At 30.1% G+C, this 15,114-nt stretch carries 15 protein-coding genes and 1 tRNA gene; 6 read left to right on the top strand and 10 right to left on the bottom strand.

Annotated elements, in window-relative coordinates:
- A complete protein-coding gene (gene secE, locus N4A44_05030) occupies positions 1 to 177 on the bottom strand; it encodes a preprotein translocase subunit SecE (protein MCT4553002.1) in 177 nt (58 codons plus the stop codon).
- A 26-nt stretch (positions 178 to 203) separates the two neighbouring features.
- A tRNA-Trp gene (locus N4A44_05025) sits at positions 204 to 279 on the bottom strand.
- Positions 280 to 638: 359 nt separating this feature from the next.
- Here N4A44_05025 and N4A44_05020 point away from each other — a divergent pair.
- A complete protein-coding gene (locus N4A44_05020) occupies positions 639 to 1,025 on the top strand; it encodes a hypothetical protein (GenBank protein ID MCT4553001.1) in 387 nt (128 codons plus the stop codon).
- 64 nt (positions 1,026 to 1,089) lie between these two features.
- Here the strand turns inward: N4A44_05020 and N4A44_05015 are convergent, their stop codons facing one another.
- A complete protein-coding gene (locus tag N4A44_05015; protein MCT4553000.1) occupies positions 1,090 to 2,883 on the bottom strand; it encodes an ABC transporter ATP-binding protein/permease in 1,794 nt (597 codons plus the stop codon).
- Between the two features lie 174 nt (positions 2,884 to 3,057).
- Complete coding sequence (locus N4A44_05010) at positions 3,058 to 3,372, bottom strand: hypothetical protein (GenBank protein ID MCT4552999.1); 315 nt, start codon at positions 3,370 to 3,372, stop codon at positions 3,058 to 3,060.
- 257 nt (positions 3,373 to 3,629) lie between these two features.
- Here N4A44_05010 and N4A44_05005 point away from each other — a divergent pair, with 257 nt between their 5' ends.
- Complete coding sequence (locus N4A44_05005; protein MCT4552998.1) at positions 3,630 to 4,082, top strand: division/cell wall cluster transcriptional repressor MraZ; 453 nt, start codon at positions 3,630 to 3,632, stop codon at positions 4,080 to 4,082.
- Positions 4,083 to 4,107: 25 nt separating this feature from the next.
- Here N4A44_05005 and N4A44_05000 read toward each other — a convergent pair whose 3' ends face one another.
- Both N4A44_05000 and N4A44_04995 read right to left on the bottom strand, forming a co-directional pair.
- Positions 4,108 to 4,917 carry a TatD family hydrolase gene (locus N4A44_05000; protein ID MCT4552997.1) on the bottom strand — a complete coding sequence of 270 codons (810 nt, stop codon included), beginning with the start codon at positions 4,915 to 4,917 and terminating at the stop codon, positions 4,108 to 4,110.
- The gene (locus tag N4A44_04995; GenBank protein ID MCT4552996.1) at positions 4,904 to 5,917 is read right to left on the bottom strand and encodes an AAA family ATPase; all 1,014 of its coding nucleotides are present in this window, start codon (positions 5,915 to 5,917) and stop codon (positions 4,904 to 4,906) included. Before N4A44_04995 ends, N4A44_05000 begins: the two co-directional genes overlap by 14 nt.
- 276 nt (positions 5,918 to 6,193) lie before the next feature.
- Here N4A44_04995 and N4A44_04990 point away from each other — a divergent pair, with 276 nt between their 5' ends.
- The 4 genes from N4A44_04990 (at position 6,194) to N4A44_04975 (ending at position 9,565) form a co-directional block, all read left to right on the top strand.
- A complete protein-coding gene (locus tag N4A44_04990) occupies positions 6,194 to 6,724 on the top strand; it encodes a nucleoside-diphosphate kinase (GenBank protein MCT4552995.1) in 531 nt (176 codons plus the stop codon).
- Positions 6,725 to 6,849: 125 nt separating this feature from the next.
- Entirely contained in the window at positions 6,850 to 8,166 is a 1,317-nt protein-coding gene (gene tolB, locus N4A44_04985) for a Tol-Pal system beta propeller repeat protein TolB (GenBank protein ID MCT4552994.1), read from the top strand.
- Between the two features lie 25 nt (positions 8,167 to 8,191).
- The gene (locus N4A44_04980; GenBank protein MCT4552993.1) at positions 8,192 to 8,752 is read left to right on the top strand and encodes a nucleotide exchange factor GrpE; all 561 of its coding nucleotides are present in this window, start codon (positions 8,192 to 8,194) and stop codon (positions 8,750 to 8,752) included.
- A gap of 15 nt (positions 8,753 to 8,767) precedes the next feature.
- Positions 8,768 to 9,565, top strand: coding sequence for a hypothetical protein (locus N4A44_04975; GenBank protein MCT4552992.1), 798 nt, complete (start codon positions 8,768 to 8,770; stop codon positions 9,563 to 9,565).
- Between the two features lie 23 nt (positions 9,566 to 9,588).
- Here N4A44_04975 and N4A44_04970 read toward each other — a convergent pair whose 3' ends face one another.
- From N4A44_04970 to N4A44_04955, 4 genes are read right to left on the bottom strand one after another with little or no spacing between them, the layout of a single operon-like run.
- On the bottom strand, positions 9,589 to 12,024 hold the full coding sequence (locus N4A44_04970) for an AsmA family protein (protein ID MCT4552991.1): 2,436 nt from the start codon (positions 12,022 to 12,024) through the stop codon (positions 9,589 to 9,591).
- Between the two features lie 17 nt (positions 12,025 to 12,041).
- On the bottom strand, positions 12,042 to 13,010 hold the full coding sequence (locus N4A44_04965; protein ID MCT4552990.1) for an RluA family pseudouridine synthase: 969 nt from the start codon (positions 13,008 to 13,010) through the stop codon (positions 12,042 to 12,044).
- The gene (locus tag N4A44_04960; protein MCT4552989.1) at positions 13,003 to 14,829 is read right to left on the bottom strand and encodes an Rne/Rng family ribonuclease; all 1,827 of its coding nucleotides are present in this window, start codon (positions 14,827 to 14,829) and stop codon (positions 13,003 to 13,005) included. The genes N4A44_04965 and N4A44_04960 overlap by 8 nt, the downstream gene beginning before the upstream one ends.
- Positions 14,726 to 15,097, bottom strand: coding sequence for a hypothetical protein (locus tag N4A44_04955; protein ID MCT4552988.1), 372 nt, complete (start codon positions 15,095 to 15,097; stop codon positions 14,726 to 14,728). Before N4A44_04955 ends, N4A44_04960 begins: the two co-directional genes overlap by 104 nt.
- Positions 15,098 to 15,114 lie beyond the last annotated feature (17 nt).

The raw sequence follows: 15,114 nt of genomic DNA, 5'->3' as shown, positions 1-15,114 counted from the left end.
TTAAAAAATTATGTTAACAAGAAAAGCTAAAAAGCTATCGACAGCCAAGAAAAACAAAGCTATTAAAATAGTAAGAATAACCACCATAATAGTAGTTTGCACAGCAACCTTTCTTTCAGGCCACGTCACTTTATTTAATTCATCTCTAACTTCTCTTGAAAATTGCTTAACTTTCATGCTTCACCTATATCTTAAAGTTAATTTGGCAGGGGCAGAAGGATTCGAACCCTCGACACTTGGTTTTGGAGACCAATGCTCTACCAACTGAGCTATACCCCTATCATAAACAGACAACTTCGATGGGCTTCAACGGTTTTTATATTAGAATACAGCCATAAACATAGCAAATAATACCCGTCGAAATTTCTATTTAAAACTAATTAGTTAACGCATATTACAACTCAAAAAGCCAAAAGTCAAGCAAAAAGAAGGACATAAAAGCAATATAAATTATCACCTTCAAAACAAATTATTTCAACCTCACAAAAAACAATTTAGAAGGCGTGAAATTAGGCAACAAAAAGTTGCAAAAAAGAGAAAAAAATCTTTTTTTTTATTGACTTAACACAAATATAGCTATAAAAAATATACTAATTAATTCGTTAAACCGGGTATCAACCCATAATTTTAGACCTAATATGAATAGTCAAATCGAAATCAGCGGCAACGAAAACGAGTCACCTGTAAAATTCTCACAAGTTTCAAATGAAGCCATAACAGAATTAATGGTAAAATTTTCAAAAAGCGAAGATAAAAAAGTCCTAGATTTTTTTATAACAGGAATAGAAGAAAACCGAATTCTATGCATTTGTGAATGTAAAACAGCAAAAGTAAAAGAACTAAAATCAATTTCCCACGAACAAAACGGAAAAGTGATAGGTAGCTCACACTGGAGAACTAAAAGAAACTTATGTCCCAAAAACTTTTTTATAAAGTTGAATGGGAAAATATTTATCGCAGAAGCCGAAGGAAAAAATTTAGAAATCAAAAGTGGCAACGAGGAAATAATACTCATTGCCTCATAAAAACATTTAAAACCATTAAAAAAGAGCCTGTGATTTAATCACAAGCTCTTTTTCTTTTTAATTACTAAGACTTCTTCTTAAATTGCGTTTCATACAACGCCTTATAAAAACCACCTTTCTTAAGCAACTTGTCATGATCTCCAGACTCAACAATCTGACCTTCATTCACAACATATATAATATCAGCATGCATAACTGTGGATAATCTATGAGCCACAACCAAAACAGTCTTACCCTCAGACATTTTTTCTATAGCATCCTGAATAGCTCTTTCCGACTTAGTATCTAATGCCGAAGTAGCCTCATCTAAGAGAAGAATCGATGCATTTCTAACCATAGCCCTAGCGATTGAAAGCCTTTGCTTCTGACCACCAGAAAGCCTACCACCAGCTTCTCCAACCTCTGAATCATATCCATCAACAAAACCGCCAATAAACTCATCTGCATTAGCACTCTTCGCAGCATCCTTAACTTTCTTCAAAGAAACCTTATCAAAATCATGATCTCCAGCACCAATAGCAATATTATTTTTAACACTATCATCAAATAAGAAATTATCCTGAGAAACAAACGCCATTTGCTTTCTAATAGAATTAATAGAATATTCTTTCAAATCAACTCCATCAAATTTAACAGCTCCATTAGTAGGGTCATATAATCTTAAAACCATACTCAAGATAGTAGATTTTCCACTACCAGAAGCACCTACAAAAGCAACCGTCTTACCTTTTGGAATAACCAAATCAACACTATTTAAAACCTGTTTTTTTCCATCATAAGAGAAATCAACTCCTTCAAAAGAAATATCACTCTTCAAACCAGCAAACTTCTTAGGTTTTTTAACTTCAACTATACGAGGTTCTTCATCCAAAACTGAATAAACTCTTTCAGCAGAAACCAATCCATTCTGCATACTAACAGAGAATTTACCAACTGCTTTTAATGGTTTATAAGCAGCAACCCAAGCTGTTAAAAACGTAACAAACTCACCTGTTGTCATATAACCTTTTGCAATACAAATACCACCTGAAACTATAATTGCAGCTGTAGCAAAACCAGATAAAGACTCCATTATAGGAGTAGCTCTACTAGAAACTCTAGCAGATTTATAAGCCAACCTATTTTGCTCATCCAAAACAGATATAACCTGCTTAGCCTGCGTCTTCTCAATACCATAAGCCTTAACAACTTTTATAGCCTGAAGAGACTCTGTTAATCTACCAAGCAACTTCTCACTTTCCTTTTTAAGAGAACCTGCAATCTTCTTAGTTCTTCCAACTATTTTCTTAATAAGCAAGAATCCTATAGGTATAAAAACAAAAGTAACCAAAGTCATTCTCCATGAATACCAAACCATAAGACCAATCATAGCAAAAGCCGTTGCAGCTTGCTTAAATACAGTTGTTATAGATGAAGTTATTATATTAATAATAGCACTACAATCACTGGTAATCCTTGTAATAAATATAGAAGAATTATTCTTATCAAAAAACGACATATCTAAATTAGATAAATGAGCCCAAACTCTTTTTCTCAAAGAATTTACGGCATCCAAAGATATCTTCGCAATTAAAAGACCTCCAAAATAATTAATAATAGACTTAAACACATAAAGAGCTGTTATTTGAAATGATATGAAATACAAAACATCCATATTACTTTTCAAAAACCCTTCGTCAAAAATATTCTTCAATAAAGATATAGCATAAGCTTCCATCAAAGAACCCGATAAAAGTATCAATGAGGCAAAAACAAAACCTTTCAAATTAGGTTTTCCATAATCTTTATAAACTCTTTTCATTAATCCGCTTTTTTCTTCAGCAGAAAGAGCTTTTCTTTTCTTTTTCTTTCCAAACATAAACATTCCTTATAATAATTTGTTCAAGGAATTATAGAATCAAACCTGAAAAAACTCAAGAAAATAAAAAAAAGCCCCAAAAAGGAGGCTCTAAATATTTCGACCATTTTTTAGAGGGGTTAAACCAGCAGTATATAAAAGTATATACATCGGGATCCCATAAATAAAAATAGATTAAACTATATTTTCTCTTCTTTGACCTTCTTCAAGAACAGCAACCATATTTTTAACAGAAGCAAATACCATTTTTTTAACTTCAGCTAAAAGTTCACTTTTTTCTTCGAATGATTTTGAGAAATCTTGATGTTTAATCTGTAAAGCTGTAAACGCGCCTTGTAGTTCTTCAATTGTTAAGCCGTCTAAAGAACCTCTTCTTCCAACAACTTCTTTTAAAGTTACTACACTCCCTTGAGCATCAACCCAAAAAACTCCACTTAAAGAGACGTCCAACAAATTTTTGATAACAGCACTTTTAGAATTATTTGACATAACACACTCCCTCTATTTTATACAAGATCCACATCAACCTTGTATAGTTCTATCTAAGAAAGATTTTAGACAAAAGTCAAGTAAAAAAATTTTTTTTATTAATCTGTATTTTAAAACACTGTAATAACTATACTTTTGGCAAAAGATAACATCATTTTGTCATTGACTGTCAAAAAATGTTATGCTAAAAATAAATTATAAAGACAAAAAACGATTCGAAAATTGTTTTAAAAGTCTTTATATAAAGGAAATGAAATATGATTTTTTTATCTACATTCATAAACAAAATAGATAAAACAGGAAGAGTATCTGTTCCTGCTACTTTTCGCTCCGCTATATCTAAAGAAAACTTCCAAGGAATCATATTATATAAGTCGTTCACAAATGACTGCATAGAAGGTTGTTCAATTTCTAGAATGGAAGATTTATCTAATGCCGTAGACAACCTAGACACATTTTCAGAAGAACAAGATGAACTATCATCATTAATATTCGCAGATTCAAGACAACTTCAATTTGACAGCGTTGGCAGAGTAGTTATTCCTGCTGACTTAGTAGAATTTGCTGGCATCAAAGGAGAAGCCTGCTTCGTTGGACGAGGAAAAACATTTCAAATATGGGATAAAGAAAAATTTGCTAAAGCTCAAAATGAGGCATTGATAAAAGCAAAAGAGAATCGCCCAACCCTAAAAAGAAGGAAAGAAGACTAAACAAAAGAGCCATTTCGGCTCTTTTTTATTTCAAAAACAAATTATTAAAGTTATTTTCAACCTGTTTGTTGAATTCTTCCTGACCAATTTCCTTCATATTAGCCACAAACTCAGCAACATACTTAACATTAAAAGGAACGTTAACCTTTCCTCTAACAGGAACAGGAGCCAAATAAGGAGCGTCAGTCTCAACCAACAACCTATCCATAGGAACTATATTTTTAAATTGATTTTGCAAATCCAAAGATTTCTTAAACGTAGTTATCCCAGAACAAGAAACATAAAATCCTAAATCCAAATACTTTTTAACATACTCCTCATCACCAGTCCAACAGTGAATCACTGCCATACCACCTTTTTCAGCAAACTTCTTTAAAATAGGATAAACATCTTCATCAGCCTCTCTAGTATGAATAATCAAAGGCTTTTTCAATCTCAAAGCCATCTCAACTTGCAAGTCAAACAACCTTTTTTGAGCCTCTTTATCAGTATCAGGAAAAGCATAATCTAAACCACACTCCCCAATAGCAACAAAACCATCGCCCAACATCTCAAAATGCTTAATCAAATTCTCTAACTGCATTTCTTCAGAATCGAAATCAATTTCAGAAGCTTCATGAGGATGAAAACCAAAACTACCAAAAACTTTACCTTTAAAACCTTCTATAAAATGTCTAATAGTTTTCCAATCATCATAAGAAGCAGAAACTGCTAACATTTTAGAAACTCCAGCCTCTAAAGCATCTTCAACAATCTGCCTATTATCTTTACCTATAGTTTCATATTTATCCTCTTCACTCTCAGTAAAAAAATGAAAATGACTATCTACAAACATCAAAAACCTCCTCAAGAGCCATAATAATAATAGACTGAGCTTCCAAGTTAACTGACTTTTCTAAAACAAAAAACTTCTCAAATCTATCTTTTAATTCAAAAACATTTTCTAATTCACAAGAAACACTCAATGTAAATTTCTTGCTTTCACCAAATCTAATAAGATCGTAGAGCAATGCAAAGTATAAATTTTTAAAAACATCAAAATCATCAGCTTTTCTAGCAACTTTACCAGCAAAAGAAATTAAAGAATCTCTTCTCCCAATAGATAACGCAGAAAAAATAGACTTCATCTCTTCTAAAATTTCAATACCACCACACTCTATAAATTCAATGGCTTTTCCAACAGATCCCTTATTAAAATAAATAGAATCTCTAATACTTTCATCATCAATCAATGGCTTTAACTGTTTAACAACATCAAAAACAATATCATCATCCAAATCAGAAAAATTCATAATTCTACAACGAGACTTAATAGTATCCATAACTGCATCAATATTATTACATACTAATAAGAACAAAGTTTTAACAGGCGGCTCTTCCAACGTTTTCAACAAAGCATTTGCCGCATTCTGATTCATTGCTTCCATTTCATCTATAATAACAACTCTCCAACCACCTTCTGAAGATGATGTTTGAAAAAATTCTACAATTTCTCTAACCTGCTCAACCTTTATAACATTAGCTCTCTTACCAGTTTTTGCATTAACTTCTCTTTCCACAAGCTTTAAATCAGTAAAACCACCAACTTCCATCTTTTCAAAAACAGGGTTACCCTCCTCCAAACTCATTGTTGAAAAATCTTTAACCCAATTATTTTGAGAAGCAAAAAGAAATCTAGCAACCCTAAAAGCAAAAGTCTCTTTACCAACACCTTTTTGACCGGATAAAATTATAGAATGAGGCATTCTCCCACTATTAAATAACTTCAAAAAAAGCTCTTCATTTTTTGAATGCCCTAATAAATTTGGATTATTTCTAGAATTAATATTTGCCATTAAAACACCTTAATAATTTTACTTATTATATATAGTAAAAAACAATCTTTCAAGATAATAAAAAAACATTTTCTCCTATGAAAAACAAATCCAAAATGATATAATATAACAAAGAAATTATCACAGGCATCGCACTTATATCTTTCAAAGATTTTGTGCGAATAGAAGTAAAAATGATTTTTAGATAAAGTATCGTGTATAAGTAATACTCGATCGCTTTAAATAAAAATTATTTATTACGATTAGCTCGTGCAAAAGATTTAGAAAGGAATCATCATGATAGAGAAAACACTAGTACTAGTAAAACCAGACGGAGTTGAAAGAAATTTAATCGGAGAAATTATCGCAACATTTGAAAGAGCTCAAATAAGAGTTGCAGACATCAAAATGGTTCAAGCGAATGAAGAACTTCTAGATAACCATTATCAATCAACACCTGAATGGATTAATGGACTTGGAGAAAAAACATTAAATTCATATAAAGAATTAGGCTTTGATATCATGTCAGATCTAGGAACAGAAAATCCTGCAGAAATTGGAAAGCAAGTGAAAAAATGGCTTGTAGATTATATGATGTCATCTAAAGTAGTTGCTATGGTTTTAGAAGGTAATAATGCCATCAAAAACGTTAGACACATTGTTGGATTCACAATCCCTTGTGACGCAGATGCTGGAAGCATTAGAGGAAGATTTTCTTCAGACAGCCCTGACCTTGCAAACAAAGAATTAAGAGCTATAAAAAACCTTGTTCACGCATCTGGAAATAAAGAAGAAGCTGAACATGAAATCAATCTTTGGTTCAATTAACAGTCGAATCATATTAATATTACAAAAAAGCCTCCTATATAAATGGAGGTTTTTCTTTGAAAAAACACTTGAAAATAATAACGGTAAATTGCATAATATTACTATCAAAAAAAGAAGGAATAAGTATGAAAAAAATATTTAGAAATATATTTCTGGCAAGTATTATAAGCATTTTACCAAGTAAAAGTTTTGCCGCACTAAAAATAGATATCACAGAAGGTAAATTTGAACCTATTCAAATAGCAATACCTGATTTAAAAGGACAAGATAAAGAACTTAAAACAATAGGTCAAAAAATAGCAAAAGTAATTTCCAATGATTTAAAGTCTTCTGGATTATTTTTACCTGTTGATAAAAAACAATTTATAAACGATGAAGACAACACAGATGACGCTCCAACTTTCAATGATTGGGATGTTATAAATGTAAAAGCTCTTATCAAAGGAAGCGTTACTGAAGATAGCGGAAATAAAATAAAAGTTAATTTTCACCTTTGGGATATAGCATCTCAACAAAGATTAGAAGGACAATCTCTAAAAACAACAAAAGATAACTGGAGAAGAATTTCTCACATAATAGCCGATTTAATTTACAAAAGAATGACTGGAGAAGAAGGTTACTTTGACACAAGAATTGTTTACATTTCAGAAACTGGATCTGCACTAAATAAAAAAAGAAGAATGGCAATCATAGATCAAGACGGTGCAAATTTAAAATACCTTACTAGCGGAAGAGTTCCTGTATTCACTCCGAACTTCTCACCTGCATCACAAGAAATAACTTATATGACTTTCTTCAACAACAAACCACAAGTTTACCTTTTCAATCTAGAAACAGGTCAACAATCTATAATTGGAAATTTCCCAGGAATGTCATTTGCACCTGTCTTCTCTCCTGACGGGAACCAATTAATTATGAGTATAGCAAGAAAAGGAAATACAGACATTTACGAAATGGATTTAATGACAAGAGAATTAGAAAGACTTACAAGAAATTCTGGAATAGATACATCTCCAAGCTTCTCCCCTGATGGAGAACAAGTGGCATTCGTTTCTGACAGAAGTGGAAGGCCTCAAATATACACAATGGATAGAGACGGATCTAATGCAAGGAGAATCAGCTTCGGAGAAGGTAGATATGGAGATCCTATGTGGTCACCAAGAGGTGATTACATCGCATTCATAAAAATATTAAGAGGTGAATTCTATTTAGGAGTTATGTATACAGATGGATCTGGAGAAAGACTTTTAACAAAAGCATTTAATTTAGAATCTCCATCTTGGTCTCCAAATGGAAGAAGGCTTATATATTACAAACAAGAATTAATCGGAAACACTGATGAAACTAGAGTTTATTCTATAGACATTACAGGTTATAACGAGAGAGAACTTTACACACCTACTGAAGCATCTGACCCATCATGGTCTCCATTACTTCAATAGAAACAAAATCTGAAAGGAAAAAAAAATGACTGATAAACATAAAGAATGTTGTCAAAATAAAAAGAACTGTGAAAACAAAGAATGTAACAAAGGAAAAAAATGTTGCAAGAATAAAGAAAATAAAGCATGTTCAAAAACAGAAGAAATTAAAACTTTAAAAGATGAACTTCTTAGATCTTACGCAGAACTAGAAAACACAAAAAAAAGAAGTTTAAACGAAATAAAATTAAGAACAGATAGTGCGAAATCATCTTTTGCAAACTCAATAATACCCGTTCTTGATAATTTAAACAGAACTATATTTTCTTTCGAAGAAGCGCATAAAAAAGAAGCTTTAAACAACGATATCAAAAATCTTATATCGGGCTTAAAGCTAGTTCAAGAAACTTTCAAATCATCTCTTTCTGAACAAGGTATTAAAGCAATAGAAAGCATAGGTAAAGCATTCGATCCAGAAAAACACTCTGCAATTCAACAATTAGAAAATACTGGTGAAAAAAGCGGAACTATAATTTCTGAAATACAAACAGGTTACACTTTAAACGGAAAAATAATAAAAGAAGCTATGGTTGTTGTAGCTAAATAAAAACGGAGAAAAACAATGATGAAATTCTTAAAAAAATATTTTATAAAATTACTTTTCATAGTTCTTTTATTACCATATCTAACAAGCTATATTTTTGTAACAAAACACCTACCAAAAATAGAAGAAATAAATCAAAAAACAATACAATATGTTGAAAAAGCTGATGATGCCTATAAAGCATATCAACTATACGAAGGTTTCGACGATGTTGTTAAAGAAAAAGAAAAACAAATAAAAAAATCTTTCGACACAACTGAAGATGAAACAAAAGATATAGTAAAAAAAGAAATTAGCAGTAAAAATGCAATATCTATTGCATCATCTCTTTTCAAAAAAGAAACTCCTAAAGAGTTTAAAAACATAGAAAAGAAAGTTAAATCAAAAGCAAAAGCTAATTTCAAATTAGACATAAACGTTAAAGATGAAATTGCAAAACAAAAATCTCATCCTATTATAACAAAAATAAAAGAAAAGTTATCAAACAATGAATTCTTAAAATATATGAAACTAGCTCTGATGATACCTGTATTTTCAGTTATCTCTGTAATATTACTTATAGCCGCTAGTATCATTAGATTTACAATGAAAAAAGCCCTTTCAGAAAAAGAATGTGCACTACTATCAAACATAAGCATTTTCTGGATGACAACTCTTTCACTATCATTAATCGGATTATTAGTATATCCATTCGCAACTAATATTGGTCTAGGCATAATAATGTTCACAAATGTATATTATATATTTAATTGCATAAAAGGAGTTACTGGATTTGGATTTAAGAAATGTCCATCTTGTAATCAAGAACTAAACTAATAAGAAAACAAAAAACCTTCAAATTAATTTTGAAGGTTTTCTTTTTTATCTGTAATATTATCTACTTCATTTTTTAAGTTTAAAGATTTATCCTCATTAACTTCCAACTTCTTTTTTATTGAAAACTTAGATTTTCTAAGTTCAGCATCTATATTCTTTTTCAAAAATTCAGCCCTATAAGAAACCTCTCCAAATCTTTTATCAGCCAACAAACTATCTTCTTCTTTAAACTTAACATCTTTATTATCATTGTTTTTACCCAACCAAGCTGTTCTACAAGGATGCTCATCTTTATTAACTTCATCCAACAAGGACCTAGTAAACACCGTTGTTAAACCAGTAGCTGCTAAGCTAGTAGCGCCTGTTACTGGAGCCAAAACAAGAGATATAAATGCCAACTCACTAGCCTCTCTAGTCAAAGAGTTTTCATCAATAACTATCTTAGGTTCAGCCAAAGATCCTTTAATAGCTATCAGATCTAAAGGAGTTACATTCAGACCTAATTTAAATCCTTCTTTTCTAACTGGTAGAATTGAAACGTCCATTTCCTCTTTCTTAAAATCTACATATCCATCAATAACCATATTAAACTTAGAACTTTCCATAGCAATACCTCTATCACTTTTAGTTTTTCCATCTTTAATATTTAAGTTGGTAGATATACAGCTAATTTTTCTTTTCTTTTTATTTCTTTTTTTCTTTTTAACAAAAACATCTTTAACAGTATCACCAACTGTCTTTATTGCATTGGTCCCTGCCTTTAATGTAGTCGTTAATAAATCAGAACTTAAAGATTCAAATCCTAAATCATCAACCTTCATTTCCTCTATAGTCCTTGCCTTTACGGAACCATTTAAATTCGCCATCAACTCCTCTAAATCAGTTCCCTTTGAATCTAAAGCAATTCTAAGCATAGATGCTCCACCTTTAGCAAAATCTTCATAACCAACTTGAGATAATATTTTTGCAACAACAACATTATCAGCATTAAGCTTTAAAGAAGATACTAAATTTTTACCATCCGAAACATCTGCTAAAACAAGCATGTCAACAAATCCATCTGCTATATTTGTTTTAAACGATTTTAATATTCCAATACCATCATTCAAAACAAAATCAAATTTAGTATTTGAAAGATTTAAATTTCGATAAGCAACAAAATATTTAAAGTCTAAATTAACATTCACATTGAAAGAATTAAAAGTATCTGCAAAAAGTGGAATATCCTTAAAGGCATTTAGCTCTTTATCTTTTTTTATAATTTCATCTAATTCCTCTGATGCATATTCTTCATATTGTAAAACCTCATCTAAATCTATGTAATCAGATTCAAGTAAAATTTTAAAATTAGGTCTCTTAGAATTAAACTCACCTTCAACACTTCCTCTTAAATTAGATTTTCCCAAATCTAATTTCATATCAGAAAACATTAAATAATTTTTAGAAAAAATAAAGTTAGATTTAGCTTTTAAAGTAGGTAAAGAAATTGCCTCTATATCAAAACTTTTTAAGTTAGAAAACAAATCTTCAGAAACGAAATCCAACCTTCCAACAATTTTAAAGTCAGAAGAAAAGTTTCCAACTTTCATTAAAGTCTTTAACTTAGCTCCATTTAAAATAACTTCTCCATCTAAGAAAATTTCTCCATCATTTATCAAATTATCAACTAATTTTTCGATCTCATTTGTATCAAAATCAATTTTAATTTTTTTCTTATTGTAATCTACAATACCTCTAAAATTACTTTGAAATTTATCATTATTTAATTTCAAAGCATCTACTTTTATATCCTTTTTATTAGCTATAATATGAAAATTTTGAATAAAAATACTATCAAAAGAAAACTTCAATCTATCAATATATCTAGATATAAAGCCTGTCGAATCGTCTTTTTCAACTTTCTCACTGTTATCTAACAATAAAGTATTATTATCAATCGTTTTAAAAGCCGAATCTTCTTCATCCACTTCTTCAGCAATATTTTTGATAACCTCTTTATTAATAATTAAAGTCCCATCAAAAACTTCTAAATTAGAAAAAGATAATTTATTAAAGAAAAGTTCCCAAAGAGAAATCTCAATCTTTATTTCTCTAGCTTTTAAAAACTCTATTTCATCTTTAAAAACAACATCATTAAAAACTAGCTTCGGATTTGGAGACATAAGATCCAATTCCAAATCACCATTAATAAGAAGTTCCACACCCAAACTTTCATTAACGTAATTTGAAATATCATCTCTATAATCAGAACTATCAATAAAAGATAAAATAAACTTAGAAGATATTAATAAAATTATTAATAATATAAATATTGTTTTAAAAGAAAGTAAAAGAAAATTAAAAATTTTATGCAACAAAGTAACATAGGTTTTAAAAGAATATATTTTCTTCTTAAACTTTTTTAATCGCTTTTTCCAAGCAACCTTATTAAAAAATTTTCTTTTATTTTTCTTCTTCATTTTTAAGCCCTCAAAATTTAAAAGCTAGTATCAAAATGCTTCATTAACTTTTTAAAGTGAGATGGAAAATCAGCTTTTAATTTTACATTCTTTCTCAAAATAGGATGGAAAAACTCAACCTTCCAAGCATGTAAAAACATATTTTCAGGAATATTGAATCTAAGTTCTTCAGAAAAATCTTTTACATTAATATCTGAATACTTTTTATCACCTAAAATAGGACATTCCAAATCTGACATATGAACTCTCAATTGATGCTTTCTTCCCGTCAAAGGATGTAATTCAACAAAAGCCAATTTACCAGCAACAACATCCTTAACTTCAAACTCAGTTAAAGATCTCTTATATTTAGGTCTATCCTCTCTTCTAATTCCAGATATATCAGATTTACTAGCTTGTTTACCAGTTTTCTCATCCTCATAAAGAAAAGATTTTATCTGACCACTTTCTTGAGGCATAGTACCACTAACACAAGCAACATAAGTCTTGTGAATAGAGCTTTCTCTAAAGAATTCTGAAAACTTCTTAGCAGCCTTTAAGTTTCTCGCAAACATAACCAAACCTGATGTTTCTTTATCAAGCCTATGTAATAATTTTAAATTCTCATCATGAGCTTTAGCTATTTCATCCAAAGCAACCTTGGCAAACTTACTCTTTTGAGATGCTAAACCTGAGGGTTTATTAACAACCAACAAACTCTCATCTTGATAAATGATAGAATCTTTAAATTCTTTCATTGTCTTTTCATCAAAAGAAATTTTATTCTCTCTTGCTTCGACAAAATCATTTAAAAACTCAGGCCCCTTAACTTCATCACCTGAAGAAAGCTCAAAGGAAGATTTAACTCTCCCTTTGTTTACTCTTATTTGACCTTTTCTAAGAAGCTTTTCTAAATTAGATTTAGTTAAACCTGGAAATTCCTTTAAGAAAAATCTATTTAACCTTGCTCCATCATACTTCTCACCAATGTTTATAATCTTAACCATTAAAAATGCCCTTCTTAGATTTTTTATTAGAAGATTTATTTCTTTTATTAATTCTAGTGCCCTTTATAGTTTCTCTATCTTGTTTAGATTTTTTATTATAATTTTTTCTAGAACCAACACTTTCTTTTTCTTTCATAAAACCATCTAAATTTTTATTTAAAGAAAATCTTTCAACTTTATACTCTCTATAATTCATAAGAGTATCATCTCCCATGATTATAATAGAAGTATTATATTTTTCTTCTAAATTAGAAATATCATATCTCTTTTGATTTAATATATACAAACCAACTTCTGAAGGAACATTAACAACCATTCTATCAGAATGTTTATCTAATAAAGCTTCTTCAATGTGTCTAATAGTCATAACTGATGCAGTTTGTACAGAAGGTACCAATCCTGTTCCTTCACAATGAGGACAAACATTATAACTACTTTCAATAAATGATGGTTTTAATCTTTGTCTTGAAAGAATCATCAAACCAAAATTATTAATTCTACCCATTTGAACACGAGATCTATCATCTTTAAGAGCTTTTCTCATTTCTTGTTCAAGCTTATAATTATCTTCAGGATTAGACATATCAATAAAATCAATAACTATCAAACCAGACATATCTCTCATCTTCAATTGTCTTGCAACACCTTTAGCAGCTTCAATATTAGTCTTCAACACTGTAGAATCTATATCTCTTTCTTTAGTAGATCTACCTGAATTAACATCTATAGAAACTAAAGCCTCTGTTTGATCTATTACTAAATAAGCTCCTGATTTCAATTGAACTATTGGAGAATGCATAGCTTCAATCTGTCTTTCTATACCAGCATCCAAGAATAAAGGAACCTTACCTTTATGATTAGTTATAATTTTAGATTTAATACCTAAACCTTTTACTAACTCTTTAGCCTTTTCAAAACCTTTATCTCCATCAATAATAACTTCATCAATATCTTCCTTAAGCATATCTCTAAATGCTCTTTTCAAAAGATTTCCATCATCATGAATTAATGCCGGCGCTTCAGAATGAACTGTTTTTTCTTTAATTTCTTCCCAAACAGACATTAAGAAATCATAATCTTTTTTCAATTCTCTCTTAGATTTATCTTCACCAGCAGTTCTAACTATAACAGTTTGACCATCAGCAATTTTAAATTTAGAAAGAATATCTTTAATTCTTCTTCTTTCTGGTCTATAAGAAATTTTTCTACTAACACCATATTTTAATTTCTTTCCAGAATTTGGCATAAACACACAGAATCTACCAGCTAAAGAAAGATAGGTTGTAACTGCAGCTCCTTTATTACCTCTTTCTTCCTTTTCAACTTGAATAAGAAGTAATTGTCTCGGTTTAATAACATCTTGTATTTTATATTTAGCCAAAAGACTTTTCTTTAAATCTTCAAAAGATTTTTCATGATCATCATCATCTTCAGAAAAAGTCTCTACAACATGTCTATTTTCTTTATTTTTTACAAATTCTCTATCATCATCACCATCTAATTCTTCCATATCAGAATCAACAAAGTCAGTATCCCCTTTCATAGAACTAAGGAATACCTCTTTATCTTTTGCAGGTATTTGATAATAATCTGGATGTATTTCTGAGAACGGCAGAAAACCATGTCTACCACCACCATATTCAACAAAAGCAACTTGCAAAGAAGGTTCTACCCTTGCAACTTTCGCCAAATACACATTAGATTTCAACTCTTTTTTAGTAGTTGTTTCTATTTCGAAGTCTTGAAGATACCCATTTTCCGTTAAGGCTACACGAGTTTCCTCCGGATGAGTATAATCTATCATCATTTGTTTTGTCATTTTTAATCAATCCTTTCGAGCTTCCCATTAAAGCTCCATTTCCTATATAATCAGCACTATTATTTATGAGATTATTTCTTGCATAAATTTTCTTAGCACCAAATTTATTTATTAAGTTATTTGTAGCCAAAGCGACTAAAAAAGAAGAAAAATTGCCAAAAGCATATCTTTCTTTTTCACTTTTATTTGAAAAAATCAATAACAGAATAGACAATGTAAAAAAACATTGAAAATCAGGTCTTAATATTTGCCTAACATCTAAAAACATCTATACCTCTGTTATCG

It is taken from the genome of Alphaproteobacteria bacterium, assembly GCA_025210155.1.
Lineage (GTDB): Bacteria > Pseudomonadota > Alphaproteobacteria > Rs-D84 > CASDRH01 > JAOASE01.
This window is presented reverse-complemented; position numbering and strand designations above follow the sequence as displayed.

Excerpts from the sequence above, each read along its gene's own strand:
- secE (MCT4553002.1), bottom strand. The coding sequence starts at position 177 with ATGAAAGTTAAGCAATTTTCAAGAGAAGTTAGAGATGAATTAAATAAA.
- N4A44_05020 (MCT4553001.1), top strand. The coding sequence starts at position 639 with ATGAATAGTCAAATCGAAATCAGCGGCAACGAAAACGAGTCACCTGTA.
- N4A44_05015 (MCT4553000.1), bottom strand. The coding sequence starts at position 2,883 with ATGTTTGGAAAGAAAAAGAAAAGAAAAGCTCTTTCTGCTGAAGAAAAA.
- N4A44_05010 (MCT4552999.1), bottom strand. The coding sequence starts at position 3,372 with ATGTCAAATAATTCTAAAAGTGCTGTTATCAAAAATTTGTTGGACGTC.
- N4A44_05005 (MCT4552998.1), top strand. The coding sequence starts at position 3,630 with ATGATTTTTTTATCTACATTCATAAACAAAATAGATAAAACAGGAAGA.
- N4A44_05000 (MCT4552997.1), bottom strand. The coding sequence starts at position 4,917 with ATGTTTGTAGATAGTCATTTTCATTTTTTTACTGAGAGTGAAGAGGAT.
- N4A44_04995 (MCT4552996.1), bottom strand. The coding sequence starts at position 5,917 with ATGGCAAATATTAATTCTAGAAATAATCCAAATTTATTAGGGCATTCA.
- N4A44_04990 (MCT4552995.1), top strand. The coding sequence starts at position 6,194 with ATGATAGAGAAAACACTAGTACTAGTAAAACCAGACGGAGTTGAAAGA.
- tolB (MCT4552994.1), top strand. The coding sequence starts at position 6,850 with ATGAAAAAAATATTTAGAAATATATTTCTGGCAAGTATTATAAGCATT.
- N4A44_04980 (MCT4552993.1), top strand. The coding sequence starts at position 8,192 with ATGACTGATAAACATAAAGAATGTTGTCAAAATAAAAAGAACTGTGAA.
- N4A44_04975 (MCT4552992.1), top strand. The coding sequence starts at position 8,768 with ATGATGAAATTCTTAAAAAAATATTTTATAAAATTACTTTTCATAGTT.
- N4A44_04970 (MCT4552991.1), bottom strand. The coding sequence starts at position 12,024 with ATGAAGAAGAAAAATAAAAGAAAATTTTTTAATAAGGTTGCTTGGAAA.
- N4A44_04965 (MCT4552990.1), bottom strand. The coding sequence starts at position 13,010 with ATGGTTAAGATTATAAACATTGGTGAGAAGTATGATGGAGCAAGGTTA.
- N4A44_04960 (MCT4552989.1), bottom strand. The coding sequence starts at position 14,829 with ATGACAAAACAAATGATGATAGATTATACTCATCCGGAGGAAACTCGT.
- N4A44_04955 (MCT4552988.1), bottom strand. The coding sequence starts at position 15,097 with ATGTTTTTAGATGTTAGGCAAATATTAAGACCTGATTTTCAATGTTTT.